Source organism: Pseudomonas frederiksbergensis, assembly GCF_000802155.2.
Classification (GTDB): domain Bacteria; phylum Pseudomonadota; class Gammaproteobacteria; order Pseudomonadales; family Pseudomonadaceae; genus Aquipseudomonas; species Aquipseudomonas frederiksbergensis_A.
On the sequence record NZ_JQGJ02000005.1, the window covers coordinates 181,397 to 204,024 of the forward strand.

Below are 22,628 nucleotides of genomic sequence, written 5' to 3' on the forward strand. Positions count from 1 at the left end.
TCGGTAGAACGGTTGAATATTCAAAATGCGTAGTCCAGATACACCCGCGCTTCCGATCCGCTGATGACGTTATCCGGTTGAGCGGAGACCAGTGCGACGAAGTCCTGGTCAATTCGGTAATCGATGTAGATCAGGCCGACGGAAAGTCCGGCATATTCTTTTTCGTCAAAACGGTAATAAAGACGGTATTCATTTTGCCGCTCCGTCACGTCGGTGCGCCGGCCGCTGAATGGATCAGTCGCGTCAAATTCGCCTTGCTTATAAATAGTCATGACTTTGAAACCATCCAGCGAAGCGCCCAATAAAGAGTGTCCGCTCAAGTCATATTCGGCGCCTATTTGCCAGGTTCGCTCACCGTCGTTATTGAAATCATTGCCGGAGCGTGTCCAGGCATCCATCCTGCCATCGACATTGTCGCCATGATCAAAATAGGCATAGCCCAGTTGCCCATTACTCAACTTGGCATGAGTCTCGGAAAAAGAAAGGCCCAGGCGAACTTTATCGAGCAGTAAACCCAGGTTGATATTCAACCAGGTCGCGTCGTCATCATAAGCCGCCTCACCTGCTTCCCAATCACGTTCCCAGATTCGCCCGGCTTTTTGAAACTCATAATATTGAGTGTCCAATACCACACCGGCTTTATCGCCGAGTGGCGCTTTGAGTGTCAGCCCATAGCGGGTGTTCTCATTGAAGTCCCGCGCCACCCCATGGGCGTAACCCAGCTCGACGGCCTTCAAATCGTAATTGATGCCGTAGGTATACAGATCCTTGATTTCGTCGCCCGTCTGGCTCAGCAAATGTTCGAATTCTTCCCTGTCCCGAGGCGAGGTGCGGTTGATATAGGCGGTTTCAAAGCCCAACGTGCCGGGGAGCGGACCGATCCCCATCTCGGTGAAGTTCAAGTGGGCGCGGCCTCCCTGGTAGGAACCGGGAACGATCCGGGTGTCGAGCGTGACCAGCGTCCCCGCATCGAAGCGGCCCCGGCCTACTTGAGAGTCGGCATTCCAGCCGGCGCCTTCATGACGCAGCTTGAAATAACTCTGTCCGACCTTGGCGAAACCACCATTGGAGCCATCGGTGTCATCAAAAAGGTCCCGGCCATTGTCTTTTGAATCGATCATCGCCACGCCGTATAGCGAAGCATCGAACCCGACAACGCCGGCCCAATAACTGGAGTTGTAATCCAGGATCGCACCGACGCCTGTGCCACCCAGTTCGGCACCGTCCGGAAAACCGCCAAAACGGTCTTCGATCAGTTCATTGGATATACGCGTATTGATATAGACCGAACGAAGATAAGCATTCAACTTTCCTTCATGCTGGAACCTGTCTGGATTACTGATGCTTGCTGAAAGACAAACATCAGACACACACAATGTCGACAGCAACGTCATAGCGACGGCGTTAATCGATTTCATCGACCACCTCATCTATTATTTTATTTTGACGTGAGCAGACGCGAACTGGCGTCCTTGAAACTTCGGCGCAGTGAACTAGTTGATCAGATAATTGCCCGCGTCATAGCGGCCGTTATAATCAGGACAAGGCTGCTGCCTATGGCCCAGAGCAGGCAATAGCGTTGCATATCGCCCATGTCACGCTTGATGATTCCACTGATGAGATAAACCGCCGCAACCAATGGGCTTAATGCATGGACCGGTTGCCCCAGCACCGACGCACGAGCGATGTGCATCGGGTCAACGCCGTATTCGGCAGCCGCCGCCCCCAGCACCGGCAAGATACCGAAGAAGAACGCGTCATTGGACAGCAGGAAATTAAGCGGCAAGGCCACCAGTGCAGTAATGATGCTGAAGTATTGGCCTCCGCCGTCGGGAATCAACTGGACGATTCTCCCTGACATGGCATCGACCATCCCGGTGCCGGACAAGATCCCGGTAAACGCTCCTGAGGCGAATATAAGCGCGATCACCATCAGCACACTCTCCGAGTGCGCCGCGACTCTCGCCTTCTGCTCCGCCAGCCGCGGATAGTTGATCAGCAGCGCCAGGGAAAACCCCACCATCATCAGCATCGGCAAGGGCGCCAGTCCTGTGGCCATGGCGTACATGAGCCCGGCGGTCAACGCCAAGTTGACCCAGAACAGCTTCGGCCGATGGGTTTCGCAATGCACGGTCGGTAAAGCGACCTCCTCCGGTGCGGCGTCCCGGGTGCCGGGCGTCCATCCCAAGCGGCGCCGCTCCTTGCGGCCTATCCAGAACGCCACGGCAAACGCATAGACAAGGCCCACGAACATCGCCGGCACCAGGCCCAGGAACATTTGCGCCACATCAAGGTGCAGGGCACTGGCGGCCCGGGCGATCGGCCCTCCCCAAGGAATCAGGTTGACCACGGTGTTCGTCAGCAAAAGCATCAATGCCAGAATCAGCGGGTTCATTCCCAGGCGCAGGTAAAGCGGCAGGAATGCGGTCGTGACGATCAGGACAGTCGTTGCACCATCGCCGTCGAACGAGATGACAGTGGCCAGCAGTGCCGTGCCCAACACGACTTTGAGGGGATCATTGCCTACATGGCGCAGGATTTTCCTGACGGCGGGCTCGAAAAGCCCGGCGTCGAACATGATCGCGAAATACAGGATTGCAAACATCAACATCAACGCGGTGGGCGCAACTTGCTTGACGCCGTTCATCACCATCGCGCCCAGTTCCGGTCCCGCCCCACTGGCCAGCCCGAAGGCAACCGGAATGAGGATGAGTGCCGTCACAGCAGAAAGTCGTTTGCTTATGATCAAGGCCATAAACGTGACGACCATTGCGAAACCTAACCAAGCCATGCGTTTCACCTTTTCGTTTTTATTGTTATCGATGCCATCGAGAATCAATGTGAACATCTCTTGCGCAGCCGAAATCTACATAGGGGGTGAAACGCTGTAAATCTTGATTTTTTTCGTCAACATCCCTGCTAAATCGGGCTCATCAGCCGTTTGTCTTTACTCAAGGGCAGACTGAAATCCAGCCACCGATACACGTTGACGACATGACGGTGAATCTAATAAACATGTACGCCTTTCAATCAACCCAAGTGGGCCCGTCATGTCAGAACAAGAAGGCCTTTACCTGTCGGCAGACGAGGCGGCCGCCCTGCTTCGGATCAGCCTGCCAACGCTGTACGCCTACGTCAGCCGAAAGAATATTCGTTCCATCAAAATCGCCGGGACGCCCAAGCGTCGCTATTGGGCCGAGGATATCCAGCGACTGGTAAAGATCCCGGCGGCAGAAAAACCCGTGGCGAAGCGCTCGCCGCCGTCGGACAGTGCAATTACGCTGATCACCGATGATGGGCTGTTTTATCGCGGCCATGACGTCGTCGAGCTCGCGGATCGTGCAACCGTCGAAGAGGTGGCCGAATTGATCTGGCAGGTACCCTCGGCGTTCGGCGAGTCGCTGCCTCGTGCCCCGAAGGACGCCGCCAAGCTGTTGAAGATCTATGAACACATGTCCGCCCAGGAAAAAGCCATCGCGCTTTTTCCCTTGGTTCAGCGAGAGAACCCCAAGGCGTTCGACCTTTCCCCCGACAGTTACGCACGTACGGGCGCAGACGTCGTGAGATGGTTTGCCGCGTTGGTCGTAGGGGCGACCGAACCGAGCACACAACCCTTGCACGAGTTCATCACCCAGTCATGCGGGGCCCCGCCGGCCCATGCCGATCTGATTCGCCGCCTGCTGATCCTCAGTATCGACCATGAGCTGGACCACACCACCCACAGCGTGCGCGTCGCCGCCACGACCGGCGCCACTGCGTACTATGCGGTCATCGCCGCGCTCGCCGCCGCACGGGGCCACAAGGTCGCCTATGGCAGGAATGAAGCCGCCAGCCGGATGATCGAAGAGATTTGTACCGCCGCAGACCCTACGCGGCCGATCTTGCAGCGCTACAACCAGGACGGACACATCGTCGGATTCGGCCCCAATGTCCATTCGATCAACGACCCACGGGCCAGCAATCTCTTGGCGGCGCTGACCGCTGCCTTCGATGGCGACAGCGAGTTCATCAAGCTGCAAAAGGCCTTCTCAGTGGCTTCGGAACTCGTTGCGTACCCACCGGAATTCATTCTGATGGTGAGCTTCATCGGCAGGAAGCTGGGATTGCACGGGCAGGAAATTTCATTGGGAGGTGTAGGACGCTCTATCGGCTGGATCGCCCACGCCAGCGAGCAGTACAACCAACACCACGAGGGCCGGCCTCGCGCTCGTTACACCGGGACGTTGCCAACGGCGAGCCATACCGGCCGCCGCTGACTCCGCCCGGCGCTCCTTTGGCGCAATGCCATAGGAGCGCAGGTATTGTCAGGAAACAGCCATCGCGGTAAACAACGACTCGAACCCGGCTTGATGTTCGAGCCCCGCGACGAACCCAATCACTGCCGCCTGTGCCGCTGCATCGATGTGCGGCATCGCCATGCGCCTGAACTTGCGTTCGAAGTCGCTATCGGTCATGGGCGTTTCCACCGAACCGGGCCCAGTGATCATCTCACTCACCACTTGCTCGCCGGAGACCAGCGTCACCCGGACACGGTTGGCAAGGTGCCGTGGGAACAGCGCCGTCAGCGACGGATCCTCGACGACACTGGTTTTCTCCATCAAGGCAATCGCCGCGGGGTCGGCGACCTTCTCAGCGGCGTATGAGCCAACCGTGATGTCACCGTCCAGCAATGCCCGCGCGACGTTGTACGGCAGGCTATGGTCAGCCGTTTCGCGAGTTTTCGGCAGCCATTTCTCAGGGGTATCGGCGAGGACCCGACGGTTGAACTCGGACGTTTCGATTGAAATGGCGGCAATGTCCTTCACCCCGTCAATCCGCTTGCGGATATCAAGCGCAGCCCAGACGGCCGTGTGCAGCTCGCCATTGGTGGGAAACGTCTTGGTCAGTGAGCGCCGTATCGCGAAGTCGCCGTTGTCGGGCGTACCGAAGCGACCGATATCCAGGTCGAATGGCCCGCTGACCTGCTTGAAGAAGCCCATCTCGCCTTCGAAGATCGGCGACGGCCCGGTCATGCCATGACGCGCCACCTGAGCGGCGAAAATCGCATTGCGAGCGGCGTTGGCCGCGGAACAGCCCTTCCAGTCGGACAACGATCCACTGCGCACTTGCCGCATAGCCATGTGCCCGCTCAAGGCAATGTTGATCGCTTGCTCGGTCTGCGCCACGTCCAGCTTCATCAGGTTGGACGCCGCTGCGGCCATCGCGACGTTGATGTAATTGACGTGGTCCCAACCACGCTTGTTCAGGCTTGCTGCGTCCTGCAAGCGCATCTGGATCTCATAAGCCAGGACGATCGCCGAGACCAGCTCGGCCCCGGTGGCGTTCTCGGCTTGCGCCACTGCCAGGCAGGCCGGGATGTTGTCACTCGGATGACCTGGCTCCAAGGCCATGTAGCCATCGTTGTAGTCCAGGAAACGAACCATCAGCCCGTTGGCGAAGGCTGCGATTTGCGCCGTCGTCTTGAGGTTCGTGCCGAATACACTGGATGATTGCGCCTTGTTCGCGGCGGCGTAACACAGGGCTGCCTTGACCGGGCCCGCCCCGTAGGCGCCCAGTACGCAGGCCAGGCTGTCGATGAAACGCTGGCGAACCAGCTTGATGATGTCTTCGGGCAAACGTTGGTTGCGCAATTCATGGGCATATTGCGCAAGGCGCCTCGCAACGGTCGAGTCCGTCATGGTTACCTCGGATTGAACAGATAGGTCGGCCCTCGTCCGTGAGGCGCACAATCAAGATGCACGCTGGCGCGCGGCCTCAGTCGACGATCACGTCAAGCAAACGAACGTATTGCTGGCCGGCGTGCATGTCGCGCTCGACCATTCCGCCCTGGGGCGTCGTACGGGGATAGGAGATCTTGACCATTTCCAGATCCGGCACCGCAATGCGCTTGACCCGTTCCGGATCGGTGCCGTAGAGCGCTGCAAATTGCGCTGGGGAAAGTGCTGCGCAATCGCAATAACGCTCGAAATTCTCGCGCCCGTTGAAAAAGATATCGAACGTAATCCAGAACGGCCCCGCTTGCTTGGATCGAACGTGCCGGCAAACATCACGCAACTGGGTCATTGTGCAAACTCCTTTACAGCCATTGTTTTGTCCGACAGATCAATCCACTTCAAACGGACCAACTCGAAGGGATCGTCAAGTTGCACGACATGATTCAACTTGAACTCGAATATCTGTCCGCGCGGTATATCCGCCGGTGTAAAGGCGAAACCATAGGAAGGCAACTCTTTGCCCATGACGCTGGGGTAATGGAAAAAGTATGGGTTACATGCCTGGGCAATGGTATTGGCCATTTCCTGAGTGGCGGCAGTTGCGACAAACAACATGCCTATTTCCGGTGGCGGTAATGTTCCGGCGGCGGGTTTGACACCGGTCACGCCATTCCAACCATACATGCGCAGGGAAATATGAAACTCGCCCAATTCTTCGGATGGAATGGACTGGCGCGTTCTCTTATAAAGCGCATCCAGCAAACGATCATGGAAACCATCGACATCCTTGAGCACGTCGGGGTCCTGAATGCCCACCAACATGATCGTTTGATAGAGACCGGCTGCGGCGCCTTCCAACTTCATGGTGTACGGCATCGGCTCCCACTGCGAGCCTTCTACCCGAACGGCGCGTCCGTTCAAATCGGTGTAGCGCGCCTGGGCCACATTCAAGATTCCACCCGGCTCCAACAACCGGAACGGGTCGCTGTTTTCGTACAGCATATGGGCCGAGACGCTATGGGGCGTGCACTGGTTGTCCAGGCTCAACGGCTCGACTTCGAAGCCGTTCGCGTCGACACTCAGCAGGATCCCCGACCCGAGCGTCGGGTTCACGGCGCACTGAACGCCGCATTCACCAGTCTTGCCAGCGTGCCAGGAAGGCCCCCACGGGGCGCCTTTCCAGATGGGATAGCAGCCGATGACGGCGGTGTCGGTCGAGCGGCCGGCCAAGATGATATCGGCCCCCGCGTCCAGCGCAGCGAGGAACGGCTCCACCCCAAGCGCAGCGACAATGTGCTCGCACGCGTCTACTGTTGCGTCGTCCAACTCGCCGTGGGGCGGCAGCGGTTTGATACGACCTTCGGCGTTCAGCTTTTTAATGGTCTGCTTGTCCTGCTCGCAATAAATGAGCGCAATCTTTGGCGACACGCCCAACTCTCCGGCAATTTCCAAGGCAATATCTCGCGTCCAATCGAGATTGAGGTCGCCGCCCGCCTGCCCCGCCGTCCCCACGATAATCGGCACGCCGGATTGCGCCTGGGCCTTCATTAGAATGGTCAGGTCGCGCTTGACCGCGCCTCGGTTATTCTTCGACTTGCCCAGGGCAAGATAAGCCGCGCCGCTGTCCGTTGAACCCGCGTCAGTGGCAATGACTTGCGCACCCGCCGCCAATCCATAGGCTATTTCCTCTTCGCGCACACCCGCTCCCAACGAACCACAGGGGACAATTACTTTTACACAACCTTCAAATAACTGCTTCATGACAGCCTCTTCTTGGCGACTCAGTGCGCCAATAATAGGGGCTGTAATTACGTTGACAAGTGGACAGATTTTGTCCATATAGCCTCGCAAGTTGATGCTCTTCCACCGCAAGTAAAAGATTAAACTTGCAGTAACTTACGATCTTTATCCGTCTTAACTACCGAAGGAAAACACAGGTACGAACATCTATTCCAAAGCGCTCGCAGCATTGATTTCAGACGTTGGAAAACGGCCTCTCCCTGGACCAAAAAGCGCACCATGGCGCCCTTCGTGACGTCAACAATCCGTCACCAAAACCCTCCCCATAAAAACTTTTAAATAATGCGCCGGTTTCCCGACAGGTGGCACTGGCGTCCCATTGCTGAAGGTTCGGACACAGGCTCATCATCCGCCGGGAGACCGCTGTGCGTTCAGGCGCTAAAAGCCGCGCTGACACAGGACGTAACCAACCGCATCGCTCGCTGGAGCAACATTAGGATGATGACTGTCTATTTTCTTGTCATGACGATCTGTAGTGGCATGGAAGGCTGTGTGGAAGAGCGGAAAACCGGACCGACTTATACGTCCAGGCAACTGTGCATAGAAACGGCGAAAGAGATGGCACCGCGCAAAGGCGTGAAGTACAAATGCCGCAGCGAGCGGCTGTGGGTCTCCAATGAAGTGAAGAGCCCGGGAAGTTACGACGCGGTCGTTTCAACCAAGGTCAAGGAACAGCCTACGCCATGATGTTTCGTGAGGCTGTCGACAACGCTTGAATGAACAGCGATCGCTGTCCGGCGATGCAGAACGATCGTCTTTCACTGCGTTCGACAAAAAGCTTCCAATTTCATATTGAGTCGATACTGTAGCGACAGCCCATTTTTCCAAGCTATCGCTCATGACCCCCAAGCACGCCGAAACTGCCGTTGAAAACGATCTTCCCAGACCTGAACCGATCAGCTTGCGCGTGGCTTTCTGGTTCTGGCTGAAGCTGGGTTTCATCAGCTTCGGCGGCCCTGCGGGGCAGATTTCCATCATGCACCAGGAGCTGGTCGAGCGGCGGCGCTGGATCTCCGAGCGACGCTTTCTCCACGCGCTCAACTATTGCATGTTGCTGCCCGGACCAGAGGCCCAGCAGTTGGCGACCTACATCGGGTGGTTATTGCACCGGACCTGGGGTGGCGTGATCGCCGGCGCGCTGTTTGTACTGCCCTCCCTTTTCATCCTGATCGCCTTGTCGTGGGTATATATCGCCTTTGGCGAAGTCCCCGTGGTCGCCGGCCTGTTCTACGGGATCAAGCCGGCGGTGACGGCGATTGTCGTCCAGGCCGCGCATCGAATCGGCTCGCGGGCATTGAAGAACAATTGGCTGTGGGCCATCGCCGCCGCTTCGTTCACGGCGATCTTCGCCTTCAACGTCCCCTTCCCGATGATTGTGCTGGGCGCGGCATTGATCGGATACGTGGGCGGGCGCCTGGCGCCGGAGAAATTCCAGGTCGGCGGACATGGTACCGCCAGGAAGACATTCGGCCCGGCCCTGATCGATGATGAAACACCCGCGCCCGAACATGCCCGCTTCAGTTGGCCAAGGCTCGTGTTCCTGGCATTGCTTGGCGCAGCACTGTGGGCCCTGCCGATGGGCGCTCTCACCGCGCTGTTTGGCTGGGAAGGCACGTTGACCCAAATGGGCTGGTTCTTTACCAAGGCCGCACTGCTGACCTTCGGCGGTGCTTACGCGGTGCTCCCTTATGTGTACCAAGGCGCGGTGGGTCACTACGGCTGGTTGACCCCAACCCAGATGATCGACGGCCTGGCGCTCGGTGAAACCACGCCCGGACCACTGATCATGGTGGTGGCCTTCGTGGGCTTTGTCGGCGCCTATGTTTCGCAGGTGTTTGGCGCCGATCAGGTATTGCTCGCCGGTGCCGTTGCGGCAGCCCTGGTGACCTGGTTCACCTTCCTGCCCTCCTTCCTGTTCATCCTGGCGGGCGGCCCGCTGGTGGAGTCGACCCACAACGAGCTCAAGTTCACTGCCCCGCTCACCGCAATCACCGCCGCAGTCGTCGGCGTGATTCTTAATCTGGCGTGCTTCTTTGGCTACCACGTGCTGTGGCCAAATGGCTTTGGTGGCAGCCTCGACTGGCCTTCGGCGCTGATTGCGATCGCAGCGGCCATCGCGCTGTTTCGCTTCAAGCGTGGCGTGATCCAGGTCCTGATGGCCTGTGCGCTGGCTGGCTTGGGCGTGCATTTGTTGCGCTAGCCTCCGCGCTGGCGAGAAGCCCCCGCGTGTCACGAAGCCCAGCTTGAAGCTGGGCTTTGCCTATCCCATCGGCCTTCGAATCCGAAAGCAACTTTTTCCAGGACAGAGGTCTACCAGATACGCCGTTTCGCTCGCCCATTGGAGCTCTATACGCCATGTACAGAATCACCACTTACGTCTTCGCGGTACTGTGCGTAGCCACGGGGCAAACGTACGCTGATGACCCTGACAAAGAGATTCGCGAGCACTACCGGCAATACTGGGAACACCAGCGGGAGATGGAAAAGGCAGACCAGGAAAATGAGCGAGAACGCCGCAAGGCCCATGAAGAAATGAATCGCGAAGAACGCAAGCATTACCAGGAAATGGAGCGTAAAGCTGCCAAGCGCAGGGCTGAATTCCATAGAGAGCGGGAAAAGGCTTATCGTGAATAGCACTGGTCATCAGATCCAGGTGAGTTTCGGTCATGAGCCTTACGCATTCAAACCGGTCCAGCCGTGAATGCCCACGTACACACCAACCCCGATGATCAACACGCTGGACAAATAAGGCGCCCGCCGCGCGACGGAGCCCAACCAGGGCCAGCGGTTGGAGGCTTGTCGTGCACCAATGGCCGCCGCCGCCCCCACAGTCATCAGAGTGATCGCCAAGCCAATGCTGAAGCACAAGACAAGCATGCCGCCCAGCGCGACTTCCTTGACTTGAAGGCAGAGCAACAGAACGGTGATGGCCGCCGGGCAGGGAATCAGCCCCCCCGTAAGACCGAAGACAATGATCTGGCCCGTGGTGACTTCACGGTTGGTGAAGCGTTTGCGGATATCGTTGGCATGCGCCCGTTCGTGGGCGTCCTGGTAACCGTCCAGTGACAGCTCCAGGCCTTCCAGGCCGGCGTGTTCATGCCCATGATCATGCTCCCGATACTCAAGGTCGTAATCGTGGGAATGCCCCGCATGCCCCAGGCTCAAGCGAGCGCTGAATTCATGAGGCTCGGGAATATCGACTGTCGACTCCAGGAACCCATCGCGCTCGGTAAACGAGAACGCCTGCACGTGTCCATCGGCGCGCGTAGTCGTCAGGCGAACATCCGCGGCGGCCCAGGCATGCCCGGTCAACGTTTTCAAGCGCCAGCGGGGTGGCATGCCCTGCTCGAAGATTGACAGCTCGACACGCCCATGGCCGGTATCGATGCGGTGGGTTTCATCATGATGTTCATGGTCGTGCTCGCCGTGATGATGACCGTCACCCTGCTCGAACTTGAACATCTGTTCGCCGCGCCAGGTACGCCACAGCATCCATAGGGCGATTGCGATGATCAGCGCCGCAGACGCGAGTTGGAAGTACGGTTCCGTGGTCTGGGCGTCCAGCCCTTGGCCCAGGTACATGCCACCGATCGCCACCAGCCACACCACGGCAGTGTGGGAAAGCGTAGCTGCCAGGCCCAGCAACACTGCCTGTTTGACCGAGCCCCTGATGGCAACGATAAACGCCGCCATCATGGTTTTCGAATGTCCCGGCTCCAGCCCATGCAAGGCGCCCAGCAAAATCGCACTGGGGAAATACAGCCAGGCGTGAGCGCCACCTTGTTGCAGCAGTTCAGCAAAGTTGGGCATGTCGGGCCTAAAGGTACTTGGTGATTTGTTTGAAGGCTTCCAATGGCGCGCGCTCGCCCTTGTCCAATGCCGAAACGGTGTCTTCCAGGCAGTGATCGATGTGGTCCTGGATCAGCGTGCGCTTGGCCTGGCACACGGCTTTTTCTACTGCATGCAACTGCTGGGCAATGTCCACGCACTCACGCCCCTCTTCGATCATGAGAATGATGCTGCGCAGGTGCCCGTCGGCTCGCTTGAGGCGCTTGATGATCGCTTCGTGGCTTTGGTGGGTATGAGGATGGCTGTGTTCGTGTTCGTCGCTCATGACTTGAGTCTCGGGCTTCAATGAATTACGCTGGCAATCCTATCCCCCCCCAGGGGATATGGCAAACCTATCACGACCGAAAATAACGAGTCGAAAGACAATCACTATGCTGAGCAGAACACTGACAACGGCAGTGGTATTGGCGCTGGCTCTCGCCATGTTCATGGCCTGGGCCGGGCATACCCGTACGCTGTCCATGATGTCGGAACAGCCGGCCCGGGATGTCGCGCAAGATGCTCATCATCACTCCCATGGAGAGCAGGCCGACGGGTCGTGTCCAAGCTGCTCGGATCACTATCACTCCCCTCTGACGCCCGATCATCAGCACGAGACGCCGCAACTTGCCACGACGCTGATCCTGGCGGTCCAGCCACAGCTCTCTCCACAAGCCGAGGCCCTTCGCTACGCCGTTCCTCGCGCGCCCATTTTCCTGATCGAGCGTCCTCCTCGTCCTTCGCTTGCCACCTGACATGGTCGCCCTGCTGCCCTTGATCACTGCAACGAAGGATTTTATCCATGCATTCGCACCCAATGAGTGGCGTCGGCGCGTCCACCGCGCCATCGCATCGCCCACTCCTGCTGTTGTTTCTATTGCTCGCGTCATTTCTTTTCGGAATGCCCGAAGCCCTCGCCCACGCCGTCGCTGAAGGCGATAAAGGTTTCATCCAGGAAAGCTCCGGCGTCATGCTGCTGCCCTTTATCTACATGGGCGCCAAGCACATGATGACGGGCTACGATCACCTGCTGTTCCTGTTCGGGGTGATTTTCTTCCTCTATCGCCTGAAGGACGTAGGGCTCTACGTCACCCTGTTCGCCGTTGGACACTCGGTCACGCTGCTGTTCGGCGTACTGACCGAAGTCAGCATCAGCGCCTACATTATCGACGCCATCATCGGTTTCTCGGTGGTGTACAAGGCGCTTGATAACCTGGGCGCGTTCCAGCGCTGGTTCGGTTTCCAACCCAATACAAAGGTCGCGACGCTGATCTTCGGCCTTCTCCACGGGTTTGGCCTGGCTACGAAAATCCAGGAATACGAAATCTCTCCCGACGGGCTGATTCCCAATCTGATCGCCTTCAACGTCGGCGTCGAGATCGGCCAGTTGCTGGCCCTCAGCGCCATTCTCATTCTGATGGGATATTGGCGGCGCACCGGCAGTTTCTGGCGCCATGCCTATACCGCCAATGTCGCCATGATGAGTGCCGGTTTCCTTTTGATGGGTTACCAGATCACCGGCCTGTTTGCCTCAGCCTAAGGAATTTCAATCATGTTCAATACGCCACTTCCCACTGTCAATGAATTGCCCAGCACCCGCCAACTGGTACGCTCGACTGTCATCGCCTTGCTGGCTGCGGTCGGCTTGCTGGTCACCGTCGTCATGCCTTCGGAATATGCGATCGACCCGACGGGCATGGGCCGCGTACTGGGCCTGACGCAAATGGGCGAAATGAAGATCAAGCTCGCCCAGGAGGCGTTGGCGGATGCAGCGACGCAACCGGTTCAAGAGGCTCCAGCTCAGCTGATTGCTGCGGTAACTCCTTCGGCGCAACCTGCGCCTCCACCCCCCGCCCAACCCGCCCCGGATTTAAAGACAGATGAAATGACTGTCACGCTAAAGCCGGGCGAAGGGACAGAAATCAAGCTGGAAATGCTCAAGAACGCCACCGTCAGCTATGAATGGGCGGCCTCTGGTGGGCCGGTGAACCATGACACCCATGGCGAACCCTACAACGGAAAAAAGGGCTATTTCCATAGCTACTCCAAAGCCAAGCAGGTCAAAGGCGACAAGGGCGAATTCACGGCACTGTTCGACGGTACTCATGGGTGGTTCTGGCGTAATCGCACGAATAACGACGTGACCATATCGCTGAAAACGACAGGCAATTACCTGAGCGTCAAACGCTGATTCCAGTCAAAACACGTCCTCTAGCTCCTACGCAAACCTCAATGAACACCTCAACCACCCTGCTCCGCTCCGCGCTCCTGATCTGGTTATCGGCCTGATGACCGCCTGTGGTGCTGAAAAGCACGCTGCAACCGAAAGCTGGTCATGGGCACTCGCACGGGTAATGCCACAGGGCAAGAGCCGCATACGCGGCCTCTTGCCCATCGCGGATTCGACGCGCCGCGCTCACGGTGGCGTGGTTTGTCAGATCCTGTAATAAATCGTTTCGTAGGAAGTGCTGGAAATCGATGTAGGATTTCTTCCCCGATTATTTCCAGGTCTGTATGAATACCCTCCAGGAACCTCCCAGTCGCCTTTCGAAGAACCGTTTTCTTGCCGTCGCTGCGTCCTGCATACACTCGTTGCAGTCCGCTTCCCTTGCATTGACTGTCCGAGGGAACGAATAACCCATGGAATGGATCGCTGACCCCACGGCCTGGCTGGGCCTGCTGACGTTGATCGTGCTGGAGCTGGTGCTCGGCATCGATAACCTTGTATTTATCGCCATCCTGGCTGACAAACTTCCCCCCGAGCAGCGCGACCGTGCCCGTGTCATCGGCTTGTCCCTGGCGTTGCTGATGCGCCTTGGCCTGCTGGCGAGCATTTCGTGGATGGTGACGCTGACCAACCCGTTGTTCGAGATTTTCGACAAGACCTTTTCCGGGCGCGACCTGATCATGCTGTTCGGTGGCGTGTTCCTGTTGTTCAAGGCAACCATGGAGCTGCATGAGCGGCTCGAAGGCCACGTGGCGCAACGTTCCGGCAATGTCGGCTATGCGCTGTTCTGGCCCATCGTTGCGCAGATCGTCGTGCTGGACGCGGTCTTCTCCCTGGATGCGGTGATTACCGCCGTGGGCATGGTGGAGCACCTGTCGGTCATGATGATCGCTGTGATTTTCTCCATCGGCCTGATGATGATCGCGAGCAAGCCGTTGACCCAATTCGTCAACAGCCATCCGACCGTCATCATGCTCTGCCTGGGCTTCCTGATGATGATCGGCTTCAGCCTCACGGCTGAAGGCCTGGGTTTCCATATTCCGAAAGGCTACTTGTACGCGGCGATTGGTTTCTCGATCCTGATCGAACTGTTCAACCAGTTGGCGCGCTCGCGTCGCAAGAAAAGCCTGCAAGGTCTACGACCGATGCGCGAGCGTACCGCCCATGCGGTATTGCGCCTGCTGGGCGGTCAAAAACTGGGGCCCGATGAAATAGGTGAGGAAATCGCCGACATGCTGGAAGGCGATGAGCCGGAGCAGGTGTTCCATCGGCGCGAACGGGTCATGATCAGCGGCGTGCTGCAACTGGCGGAGCGCCAGATTCGCAGTGTGATGACGCCTCGTGCGCAAATCGACCACCTCGACTTGGACAATGAAGCGGAAGAAATCCGTACAACACTGATGCACTCTTGCTACTCACGCTTGCCGCTGATCCGGGAAGGACGCGTGGATGAGCCGCTAGGCTTTGTCCATAAGAAAGAACTGCTCAAGGAAATGCTGGCGGGCAATCAGCCGAACCTGGAAGCCATGGCGCGCAAGGCCATCAACCTGCTCGACAGTTTCACGATCCTCAACGCGCTGGAACAAATGCGCAAGGAGTCGACCCACATCGCCTTCGTGGTAAACGAGTTTGGTGATTTCGTCGGCCTCCTGACCATGACCGACATTCTCGAATCCATTGCCGGAGAACTGCCGGATGCCAGTGAAGTCGATGGGCCGAGCATCGTCGCCCACGAAGGCGGTTTCCTCGTCAGCGGCGCCCTGAACCTCAGCCAGGTCCGCGAACATATCGGTTTCCAGGCGAAAGCGACGGAGGATTACCAGACGCTTGCCGGTCTGGTGATGAGTTTGTTGGACCGTTTGCCAATCATCGGCGATACCGTTCGCTGGCAGGAATGGCGCATGACGGTGGTGGAGGTGCAAGAGCGACGGGTAACCAGGGTGTTGTTACGCGTCGAGGACCCGGGCCGCTGACACGTTGACGCCACTCATTCGCTGACATAACGCTCGAAACGCGCCGCCAGGAACGCCCTCAATACCTGGACCGCTGGCGTCAGCGAGGTTCGATGGGCGCACACCAGTTGCAGCGGTGCTGGCTGGCCATAGTCCGGCGGGAAGATTTCCACCAGGCGACCGCTGCGAATGTCGTCCGTCACATCGAGCTTGGACTTGTAGACGACACCAAGCCCCGATACCGCCCAACGCCTGACAATATCCGCGTCATCGCTGGTGCGGTTTCCCAGGACCTGAACGGTTTCCACGCCTTGCGGCGTCTGGAAACTCCAGCGTTCGAAGGTCTGCTCGCCCATCACGTAACGAAGGCAATTGTGCCCGCCCAGCTCTGCGGGGGTTTCTGGTCGGCCATGGCGTGCGATGTAGTCGGGCGAGGCGCACACCGTCCTTCGGTTGGACGGTGCCAGCGCCAGGGACACCAGGCTCGAGTCAGCCAACTGGCCATAGCGGATGCTCGCATCCAGGTGTTCGGTGAACAGGTCAGCCACCTGGTCGCTGACGCGCAGGTGCAACAGCACCTTGGGATGCAACTGCTGGAACTCATCCAGCCACGGCAGCAACAGGTTGCGGCCGATGTCCGAGGGCATCGACAAGCGCAGCGTCCCGCAGATTTCGTCGCGCCCCTGCGCCAGCACAAGCTCCCCGTTGTCCAACGCCTCCAGCGCCTGCCGCGCATGGCTCAGGTATCGCTCGCCGTCATCCGACAAGCGCAGCCGCCTTGTGGACCGCACGAACAACCGCACCCCCAGGCTTGCCTCAAGCCGCTGCACTGCGACGCTGGCCAGCGCCGGAGAGATGTCCAGCAGCCTTGCCGCCGCTGAAAGACTGCCAGCGTCCGTCGTGGTCACGAATACCTGGAGATCATCGATTCGAATGATTTTTTTCACGCTGTAGGGTCTCTCGACAGAGCCTCACCAACCGGAGCTGTGGGCGCTTTCATGGGCTTCGATGAGGGTGCGGGCGGGATATGCTGGCTCGGGTATCGCTCAGTACAGACGGGTAAATCGTAACGCTTTCGCCAGGCAGACGACTATGCCTGAATCAACGCTATGACACGCGGGCCTAACGCCCGGGCATTGGGCGGCCTGGACGCTTTCTACCGTGTTGCTGTTCTTCCGACTCCGGGTTCAGCATGCGACTTGATTGGGGCAGTCGTGGTATCTGCAATAACAGGCTGATTTCCTCCGCGCTGACAGCCTTGCTGAAAACGTGCCCTTGAATCTCATCGCAGCCGTTTTCCCGCAGGAAGGTCTGCTGCTCTTCGGTTTCGACACCTTCGGCAATGACCTTGAGGTTCAGTTTATGCCCCAGTGAAATCACGGCGGTGGCGATGGCCTTGTCGTTTTCGTTGTCGGGCAGGTCGCGCACGAAAGACTGGTCGATCTTGAGTCGTGCAATGGGGAAGCTCTTCAATGCGGCGAGACTGGAGTAGCCGGTGCCGAAATCGTCGATCGAGAGACTGGTGCCCATCGACTGCAGCGCCTTCATTTTACTGATGGCTTGTTGAAGATCTTGCATGATCAGGCTTTCAGTCAGCTCCAATTCAAGGTACCGCGGCTCCAGTCCGGTTTCTTGCAACGCATGCTTGACCCGGTCGATCAGGTCTCGTTCGATGAACTGGCGGGCGGAAATGTTCACCGACATGGTGATCGGCGGCAAGCCGGCGTCCTGCCACGCCTTGTTCTGCCTGCACGCGGCGTGGAACACCCAGTCACCAATGGGCACGATCAACCCGGTCTCTTCGGCCTGGGGAATGAACTTGATCGGGGACACCATGCCCAACTCCGGATGTTGCCAGCGAATCAACGCTTCCACCCCGATGATCTGGCCTGACTGCAAATCCACTTGTGGCTGGTACAACAGCAGGAACTCGCCGTTGATGAGTGCGTTGCGCAATCCATCCTGCATGGCAAGCTTGCCCTGGACCTTATTGTTCATCTCGCTCGTGTAGAACTGGAAGCTGTTGCGGCCCAGTTCCTTGGCTCGGTACATGGCGGCGTCCGCATTGCTGAGCAACGTGTCGGTATCGCTGCCGTCGGCCGGGTACGTGGCCAAGCCCATGCTGCAGGTGACGTGGAGCGTATGCCCACTGAGGTGGATCGGCCGCAGGATGGCTTCCTGGATCTTGTGCAGGACGGGCGTCACGCCGTCGAGGTCCGACGGTTGGTCGAACAGGATGATCACGAATTCGTCGCCGCCCAGTCGTACGACAGTGTCGGTGCGACGCACACACTCCACCATGCGCTGGGCCACGGTTTTCAACAGCTCATCCCCCGCGCTGTGCCCAAGGCTGTCGTTCACCAGCTTGAATTTGTCCAGGTCGAGAAACACTACCGTCACCAGCCGGTTGTAGCGCTGCGCATACAGCATCGCCTGCTTGAGACGGTCTTCGAGCAACGTGCGATTCGGCAGCCCGGTCAATGCGTCATGGTCACCCATGAAGCGAATGCGTTTTTCGGTCAGTTGATGCACTATCGCGATGCCTGCCAGCGGTGTCGCCAGCTCGATCAGTTGCGTCTCGGCCGGGCTAGGGCTGCGTACGGTGTTGGCATACAACGCAAACGTACCCAATACCTTTCGCTCATGGGACAGGATTGGCGTCGACCAGCAGGCGCGAAACCCATAGGGCGCGGCAATCGAACGGTAGTCTTGCCACAGCGGATCCTGCTGGATGTCCGTGACGACGACCGGTTCGCGGCGATAGGCCGAGGTGCCACAGGAACCAACGCTGGGGCCGATTTCAATCCCATCGATGAGCTCGCAATAAGCTTTCGGCAAACTGGGAGCCGCACCGTGCAGCAGGTGCTTGCCCTCCTCATCCAGCACCAGGATGGACACCATCATGCCCTCCAGTTGGGACTCGACCAAGTGAGCGAGGCTGTCCAGGACTTCGGTCAGTTCAGTGCTCCTGGCGATCAGTTCCAGCACGTGACCCTGTCCGGCGCGGATGATCGCCTCTCGCTCCAATCGGCTGTTCTGCACGGCCAGCCGCTCCGTGGCAATGCTCAGTTGGGCCGTTCTTTTTTCCAGCTGGAGCCGGTCCTCGAGAAACTGGTTCACCGCGCGCGCCATGTTGCCAATCTCGTCGTTCCCGTGGTCGGCCATCATCAGATGCGTCTTGTGGGTATGTTCCTGGCGCAATTGCCGGCTTATTTGATTAAGCCGCACCAACACATGACGCCCCATGAACACGCGGGTCACAAACCAGGCGAACACCAGGCTGGTGCCCAACATGATCAGCACCCATTGCTGGCTGCGATTCGAATCCTCGACCAACCCCTCCAGGGCTGCACGATAGTCTTGCGTGTAGGCATTCGATTGCGCGCGGGCCAGGGCGACCAAGGTCCCGGCCTCGTTTTTCAATTCCTCATTGAAACGCTTGATGACGACGTTCTGGTTGATGATCCTCTGGCGCAGGGAAAAAAGATCGGGCGCCTGCGCATCGGCTTCCGACTTGCCTGCGGTGCGCGACAGCTGCTCATATCGGACCCGCAGTCGTTGCACGGCATCGCTGTCGATCGCCTGCGGCAGATCGAACAGCAACATCGCCCGTTCCAGGCTGGCCGGGGTCTGTGCCGCGGTTAGCCGGCCTGTAAGGCCCTCCAGGGCTTGCTCGAAGGCGACCTCGGTCTGCAACAGGCTCTCGCGCAGTTGCGCAACGATGTTCGCCGTGTTGCGGAATATCTGGCTGGACTGATGCATGTCGAGGATCGCCACGCCACTGTTCGCGGCCGTCAGCTGCTGCACCCGTTGATCGAGGGCCTCGAGCTGCTCGACTGTCGCGGCATGGCTTGAGCGCAGGATCTCGGGAGAACGGGTGGTCAGGAGCTGGTCGGTCTGGCGCTCGATCAGTAATGTGCGCTGGACCATGTCTTGCCCGTTCTGCATGCGCACCAGCCGTTCATCCGTCAGCTGGCGAGTGGCGTTGTTCGACGTACGCAACGCGTAGACTGCGGTGGCTCCCCCTGCCAGGATCAGCAGCGCCAGCGTCAAGAAAGCCACTGTGAACTGTGCGCGCAGCGATTGCGGCAACAGCTGGCGTCCAAGCCGGGAGATCATGTTCAACGTCAGGGATTCCATAGGCGGCGATAGATGTCCCGATAGCCATTGTCAGGATCGTACTGGGATTTCTTCCCGCCATCGAAGGCGATATTGTCGGCGTTGACCAAGTGGACCGGCGCGACAAAACCGCTCACTGGCCGGCCTGCAAACAGGCGGTTCAATTCATCCATGACTTGCCAGCCATGCATGTTCAGCGGCTCGGCCACGGTAACGGTCTGGTAGGTTTTTGCCTGTATGCGCAAGAAAGCCGAAGCGCTACCGTCGCCGGCAGACAACAGGCTGATGCCGTCACTGGGTATTGCCGCGCTGGTCAAGGAAGCGATCGAGTAATCGAAGTAGATATCGTTGATCGCCAGCGCATGGGTCCAGCGTTCGCCATGGCGCTCCAGCAACTCCCTGGTCACTGCGGGCATCTTCTCGCCACTTTCCGAGATCGCGACATCGCGTACCTCCAGCAACGTACATTCCCGACAGGCCCGGATGACGTTCTCCATGGCCTTGGCCTTCGTCATGGCGATGCCGTACCTGGAATCGGTCAGGATGACCACGCCGGCGCGTCCGTTTGATTGCGCCACTGCAGCCATGGCCGTGAGGCGAGCCACTTCAAGCGGGTCGCTGGTGACGTTCATGGCCACCGGCGTGCCCTCGATCGGCCCGGGGCGTACCCCGGCGTGCCAGCCGACCACGGGTATATTATTTTTGGCAAAAGGAGTCAGCGCCGCGTTGTTCTCAAGGGCATCGGAACCGCACAGGATGAGACCGTCGGGCTTCGCGGCCAAGGCATCGGAAAACGCCTTCGCGCGCCCGGCCGCCGAGCCTGCGCCATCGAAAATCTTCAGCGTCCAGCCCATCGCGCTGGCCGCCTCCCGGGCACCCTGCGCGACGCCGACGATGCCTCCGTTGCGCAAGTCTTCGGCAACAAGCGCAATACTCTTGCCCCGCTGCGCTTTGGGGCCGGAGTCAGGGCCGCTCCAACGAACAGCGCCGAGGGTGGCCCTGGAAACGACTTCCTGGGCTTGACTCACCGTAACCGCGGCGTCCCCCGGATCCGCTTGCGCTGGCAGGTTCTGGCCGTGACCGGAAGTCGCCGCACAAAGACAGGCAATCGTCGCTGACGCCACCCAGGGTAGCTGCAGCCTGACAAAGCAGGTTCGAGCCCTACCCGCGATACCAAATCCGGAGCCGGTGGCGCGATCATGGTCTGGCATGGCGTCCCTTTTGCCAAAAATACAGTTCTGCAAAAGGATAGCCGGTTCTGCACATATCGACGCCTTTCAGGTCGCCGACGGCTTCAAGGCCGGCGACCTGGGTTGCCCCCGGCTTATTGCTTGCCCTCATAGTTGACCATCCAGGCGATCCCGAAACGGTCCTCGAACATCCCGAAGCGTTCCGCCCAGAACGTCTTCGCCAAGGGCATCTGCACGTTGCCACCGGCGCTCAACCCGTTGAACAGCCGCTCGGCCTCCTGAGCACTGTCGACGTTAAGGGAAACCGACACACCTTGCGGCTTGCTGAACGGCTGGCCTGGCGGGCAGTCGGACGCCATCAGGCTGAAGTCACCCACGGTCAGGCAAGCGTGCATGATCAGGTTCTTGTCCTTGGGCATGCCGACGTCCTCGGGTGCATCGGCAAAGGACATGCAGAACAGCTCGCCGCCAAGCACGTCCTTGTAAAGCTCGAAGGCCTCCTTGCAGCGGCCGTCGAAGGTCAGGTAGGGAATGATTTTCATGGTTTTTTTCTCCTGTCACTATTTCATGATTGATCGGACAGCTGTGTCCGCAGGCGTTCTTCCTGCCCGTGCAGCTCGGGCGGGGTGCGGCTTCACAGGTTAGTCGAATGACGTAGGGGAAGATCGACAGGTCGGGACGTTTTTTTTCAGCGGGCTGAAAAGCTCGTTGTTGCGACTGGAGCTTTTTGCGGTGGACTACCGCGTTCAAGACGAAACTGGTCGAAGCCCACCGACCTGCTATCTTCAATGCAGACCTGAGTAGTTGCGATCCCATACGTATCCAGGTTGCATGGAGAGATGATGTTGGAAGCAGTGGAACTGCTCGCTGTAGATGGATGGGCCAAGCCATCGCCACGGGGCGAGTGTGACGTAATCATCGTCAACTACAACGCCGGTGATCTTTTGTTGGCAAGCGTCGGATCGGCATTTGCCGCCGGCGCCTCCAGGGTGATCGTGGTCGATAACGACTCCCACGACGACAGCCTGACGCTACTGGCACAAACCCAAGCTGCCGGCGACTCGCTTCGGATCATCCGTAATGCCGCCAACCTGGGCTTTGCCGTGGCGTGCAATCAAGGTGCCCGCCTGTCAGCGGCCCCCAACTTGCTCTTCCTGAACCCGGACACCGAGCTGGCCGCCGATGCCATCGACCGCATGCTCCAGGCATTGCGCAGCTCACCCGAGATCGGCATGGTCGGCGGGTTCCTGTGCAATCCGGACGGTAGCGAGCAAGCCGGTGGGCGCCGCGTGTTTCCGACGCCCAGGCGCGCCTTCATGCGGGCTTTCGGGCTCTCGCGGCTCGCGGTTCTTTTTCCATCGGTGCTGTCCGATTTTCTACTGCACAAGGAGCCGCTGCCCAGCGCTCCCATCTTCGTCGAGGCCATCTCCGGGGCTTGCATGCTGGTCAAGCGCGAAGCGATAGAAAGCGTCGGGTTGTGGGACGAAGATTATTTCCTCCATTGCGAGGACCTGGACTGGTGCATGCGCTTTCATCAGGCCGGTTGGCGCGTCCTGTTCGTGCCGGATGCCCAGGTGATGCATGTATTCGGGGGCTGCAGCCGCCACCGCCCCTATTTCGTCGAATGGCACAAGCACCTGGGGTTCCTGCGTTTCTATCGCAAGTTTTTCCGCCGCAAGTATCCGTCCGCTCTATGGATCAGCGTGGTCATCGGGGTGTGGTTTCGATTCAGCCTGATGATTCTCCGCCACGCGACGTCCCGGCTCGGACATTCATGGAACCAGCGATAACGAGCGAT

The 22,628-nt window shown here is 58.8% G+C and carries 20 protein-coding genes; 9 read left to right on the forward strand and 11 right to left on the reverse strand.

What is annotated here, in order from left to right:
- Positions 1–20: 20 nt before the first annotated feature.
- Positions 21–1,418, reverse strand: a complete 1,398-nt coding sequence (locus JZ00_RS11900) for an OprD family outer membrane porin (RefSeq protein WP_039589833.1) — start codon at positions 1,416–1,418, stop codon at positions 21–23.
- An 83-nt stretch (positions 1,419–1,501) separates the two neighbouring features.
- Positions 1,502–2,791, reverse strand: coding sequence for a CitMHS family transporter (locus tag JZ00_RS11905; protein ID WP_039590079.1), 1,290 nt, complete (start codon positions 2,789–2,791; stop codon positions 1,502–1,504).
- Between the two features lie 259 nt (positions 2,792–3,050).
- Between JZ00_RS11905 and JZ00_RS11910 the strand changes: the two genes are divergently transcribed.
- Positions 3,051–4,256: a citrate synthase gene (locus JZ00_RS11910; protein WP_039589832.1), complete on the forward strand. Its 1,206-nt coding sequence runs from the start codon at positions 3,051–3,053 to the stop codon at positions 4,254–4,256.
- Between the two features lie 48 nt (positions 4,257–4,304).
- On the opposite strand, the gene JZ00_RS11915 is transcribed toward JZ00_RS11910, so the two are convergent.
- The 3 genes from JZ00_RS11915 to JZ00_RS11925 form a co-directional block, all read right to left on the reverse strand.
- The gene (locus JZ00_RS11915; protein WP_082112073.1) at positions 4,305–5,678 is read right to left on the reverse strand and encodes an MmgE/PrpD family protein; all 1,374 of its coding nucleotides are present in this window, start codon (positions 5,676–5,678) and stop codon (positions 4,305–4,307) included.
- Positions 5,679–5,754: 76 nt separating this feature from the next.
- Positions 5,755–6,063: a DUF4387 domain-containing protein gene (locus tag JZ00_RS11920; protein ID WP_039589830.1), complete on the reverse strand. Its 309-nt coding sequence runs from the start codon at positions 6,061–6,063 to the stop codon at positions 5,755–5,757.
- Positions 6,060–7,475 carry an acyclic terpene utilization AtuA family protein gene (locus JZ00_RS11925; RefSeq protein WP_039589827.1) on the reverse strand — a complete coding sequence of 472 codons (1,416 nt, stop codon included), beginning with the start codon at positions 7,473–7,475 and terminating at the stop codon, positions 6,060–6,062. Before JZ00_RS11925 ends, JZ00_RS11920 begins: the two co-directional genes overlap by 4 nt.
- Before the next feature lie 477 nt (positions 7,476–7,952).
- Between JZ00_RS11925 and JZ00_RS11930 the strand changes: the two genes are divergently transcribed.
- The 3 genes from JZ00_RS11930 to JZ00_RS11940 all read left to right on the forward strand — a co-directional run bounded on the left by JZ00_RS11930 (position 7,953) and on the right by JZ00_RS11940 (position 10,148).
- A complete protein-coding gene (locus tag JZ00_RS11930; RefSeq protein WP_039589825.1) occupies positions 7,953–8,201 on the forward strand; it encodes a hypothetical protein in 249 nt (82 codons plus the stop codon).
- 151 nt (positions 8,202–8,352) lie between these two features.
- Positions 8,353–9,714 (forward strand): chromate efflux transporter, encoded by a 1,362-nt coding sequence (gene chrA / locus JZ00_RS11935; protein ID WP_039589823.1) that lies wholly within the window; start codon positions 8,353–8,355, stop codon positions 9,712–9,714.
- A 155-nt stretch (positions 9,715–9,869) separates the two neighbouring features.
- Positions 9,870–10,148 carry a hypothetical protein gene (locus tag JZ00_RS11940; protein WP_045156307.1) on the forward strand — a complete coding sequence of 93 codons (279 nt, stop codon included), beginning with the start codon at positions 9,870–9,872 and terminating at the stop codon, positions 10,146–10,148.
- Between the two features lie 39 nt (positions 10,149–10,187).
- Here JZ00_RS11940 and JZ00_RS11945 read toward each other — a convergent pair whose 3' ends face one another.
- A complete protein-coding gene (locus JZ00_RS11945; RefSeq protein WP_039589822.1) occupies positions 10,188–11,324 on the reverse strand; it encodes a nickel/cobalt efflux transporter in 1,137 nt (378 codons plus the stop codon).
- Positions 11,325–11,331: 7 nt separating this feature from the next.
- Positions 11,332–11,628, reverse strand: coding sequence for a metal-sensing transcriptional repressor (locus JZ00_RS11950; protein WP_039589821.1), 297 nt, complete (start codon positions 11,626–11,628; stop codon positions 11,332–11,334).
- A 106-nt stretch (positions 11,629–11,734) separates the two neighbouring features.
- On the opposite strand from JZ00_RS11950, the gene JZ00_RS11955 reads away from it, so the two are divergent.
- The 4 genes from JZ00_RS11955 to JZ00_RS11970 all read left to right on the forward strand — a co-directional run bounded on the left by JZ00_RS11955 (position 11,735) and on the right by JZ00_RS11970 (position 15,542).
- The gene (locus JZ00_RS11955; RefSeq protein ID WP_039589820.1) at positions 11,735–12,097 is read left to right on the forward strand and encodes a hypothetical protein; all 363 of its coding nucleotides are present in this window, start codon (positions 11,735–11,737) and stop codon (positions 12,095–12,097) included.
- Positions 12,098–12,144: 47 nt separating this feature from the next.
- Positions 12,145–12,882 (forward strand): HupE/UreJ family protein, encoded by a 738-nt coding sequence (locus tag JZ00_RS11960; RefSeq protein WP_039589819.1) that lies wholly within the window; start codon positions 12,145–12,147, stop codon positions 12,880–12,882.
- A gap of 12 nt (positions 12,883–12,894) precedes the next feature.
- A complete protein-coding gene (locus JZ00_RS11965) occupies positions 12,895–13,533 on the forward strand; it encodes a hypothetical protein (protein ID WP_039589818.1) in 639 nt (212 codons plus the stop codon).
- Between the two features lie 449 nt (positions 13,534–13,982).
- A complete protein-coding gene (locus JZ00_RS11970) occupies positions 13,983–15,542 on the forward strand; it encodes a TerC family protein (RefSeq protein WP_039589817.1) in 1,560 nt (519 codons plus the stop codon).
- Positions 15,543–15,556: 14 nt separating this feature from the next.
- Here JZ00_RS11970 and JZ00_RS11975 read toward each other — a convergent pair whose 3' ends face one another.
- The 4 genes from JZ00_RS11975 to JZ00_RS11990 all read right to left on the reverse strand — a co-directional run bounded on the left by JZ00_RS11975 (position 15,557) and on the right by JZ00_RS11990 (position 21,372).
- Positions 15,557–16,459 carry a LysR family transcriptional regulator gene (locus JZ00_RS11975; protein WP_039590073.1) on the reverse strand — a complete coding sequence of 301 codons (903 nt, stop codon included), beginning with the start codon at positions 16,457–16,459 and terminating at the stop codon, positions 15,557–15,559.
- A 184-nt stretch (positions 16,460–16,643) separates the two neighbouring features.
- Positions 16,644–19,661: an EAL domain-containing protein gene (locus JZ00_RS11980; RefSeq protein WP_039589816.1), complete on the reverse strand. Its 3,018-nt coding sequence runs from the start codon at positions 19,659–19,661 to the stop codon at positions 16,644–16,646.
- Entirely contained in the window at positions 19,649–20,668 is a 1,020-nt protein-coding gene (locus tag JZ00_RS11985) for a substrate-binding domain-containing protein (protein ID WP_039589814.1), read from the reverse strand. Before JZ00_RS11985 ends, JZ00_RS11980 begins: the two co-directional genes overlap by 13 nt.
- Positions 20,669–20,964: 296 nt before the next feature.
- Positions 20,965–21,372: a VOC family protein gene (locus tag JZ00_RS11990; RefSeq protein WP_039589812.1), complete on the reverse strand. Its 408-nt coding sequence runs from the start codon at positions 21,370–21,372 to the stop codon at positions 20,965–20,967.
- A gap of 300 nt (positions 21,373–21,672) precedes the next feature.
- Here JZ00_RS11990 and JZ00_RS11995 point away from each other — a divergent pair, with 300 nt between their 5' ends.
- Complete coding sequence (locus JZ00_RS11995) at positions 21,673–22,620, forward strand: glycosyltransferase family 2 protein (RefSeq protein ID WP_046509654.1); 948 nt, start codon at positions 21,673–21,675, stop codon at positions 22,618–22,620.
- Positions 22,621–22,628: the final 8 nt, after the last annotated feature.

Coding starts and splice junctions, on each gene's coding strand:
- JZ00_RS11900 (WP_039589833.1), bottom strand. CDS start 1,418: ATGAAATCGATTAACGCCGTCGCTATGACGTTGCTGTCGACATTGTGT.
- JZ00_RS11905 (WP_039590079.1), bottom strand. CDS start 2,791: ATGGCTTGGTTAGGTTTCGCAATGGTCGTCACGTTTATGGCCTTGATC.
- JZ00_RS11910 (WP_039589832.1), top strand. CDS start 3,051: ATGTCAGAACAAGAAGGCCTTTACCTGTCGGCAGACGAGGCGGCCGCC.
- JZ00_RS11915 (WP_082112073.1), bottom strand. CDS start 5,678: ATGACGGACTCGACCGTTGCGAGGCGCCTTGCGCAATATGCCCATGAA.
- JZ00_RS11920 (WP_039589830.1), bottom strand. CDS start 6,063: ATGACCCAGTTGCGTGATGTTTGCCGGCACGTTCGATCCAAGCAAGCG.
- JZ00_RS11925 (WP_039589827.1), bottom strand. CDS start 7,475: ATGAAGCAGTTATTTGAAGGTTGTGTAAAAGTAATTGTCCCCTGTGGT.
- JZ00_RS11930 (WP_039589825.1), top strand. CDS start 7,953: ATGATGACTGTCTATTTTCTTGTCATGACGATCTGTAGTGGCATGGAA.
- chrA (WP_039589823.1), top strand. CDS start 8,353: ATGACCCCCAAGCACGCCGAAACTGCCGTTGAAAACGATCTTCCCAGA.
- JZ00_RS11940 (WP_045156307.1), top strand. CDS start 9,870: ATGTACAGAATCACCACTTACGTCTTCGCGGTACTGTGCGTAGCCACG.
- JZ00_RS11945 (WP_039589822.1), bottom strand. CDS start 11,324: ATGCCCAACTTTGCTGAACTGCTGCAACAAGGTGGCGCTCACGCCTGG.
- JZ00_RS11950 (WP_039589821.1), bottom strand. CDS start 11,628: ATGAGCGACGAACACGAACACAGCCATCCTCATACCCACCAAAGCCAC.
- JZ00_RS11955 (WP_039589820.1), top strand. CDS start 11,735: ATGCTGAGCAGAACACTGACAACGGCAGTGGTATTGGCGCTGGCTCTC.
- JZ00_RS11960 (WP_039589819.1), top strand. CDS start 12,145: ATGCATTCGCACCCAATGAGTGGCGTCGGCGCGTCCACCGCGCCATCG.
- JZ00_RS11965 (WP_039589818.1), top strand. CDS start 12,895: ATGTTCAATACGCCACTTCCCACTGTCAATGAATTGCCCAGCACCCGC.
- JZ00_RS11970 (WP_039589817.1), top strand. CDS start 13,983: ATGGAATGGATCGCTGACCCCACGGCCTGGCTGGGCCTGCTGACGTTG.
- JZ00_RS11980 (WP_039589816.1), bottom strand. CDS start 19,661: ATGGAATCCCTGACGTTGAACATGATCTCCCGGCTTGGACGCCAGCTG.
- JZ00_RS11990 (WP_039589812.1), bottom strand. CDS start 21,372: ATGAAAATCATTCCCTACCTGACCTTCGACGGCCGCTGCAAGGAGGCC.
- JZ00_RS11995 (WP_046509654.1), top strand. CDS start 21,673: ATGTTGGAAGCAGTGGAACTGCTCGCTGTAGATGGATGGGCCAAGCCA.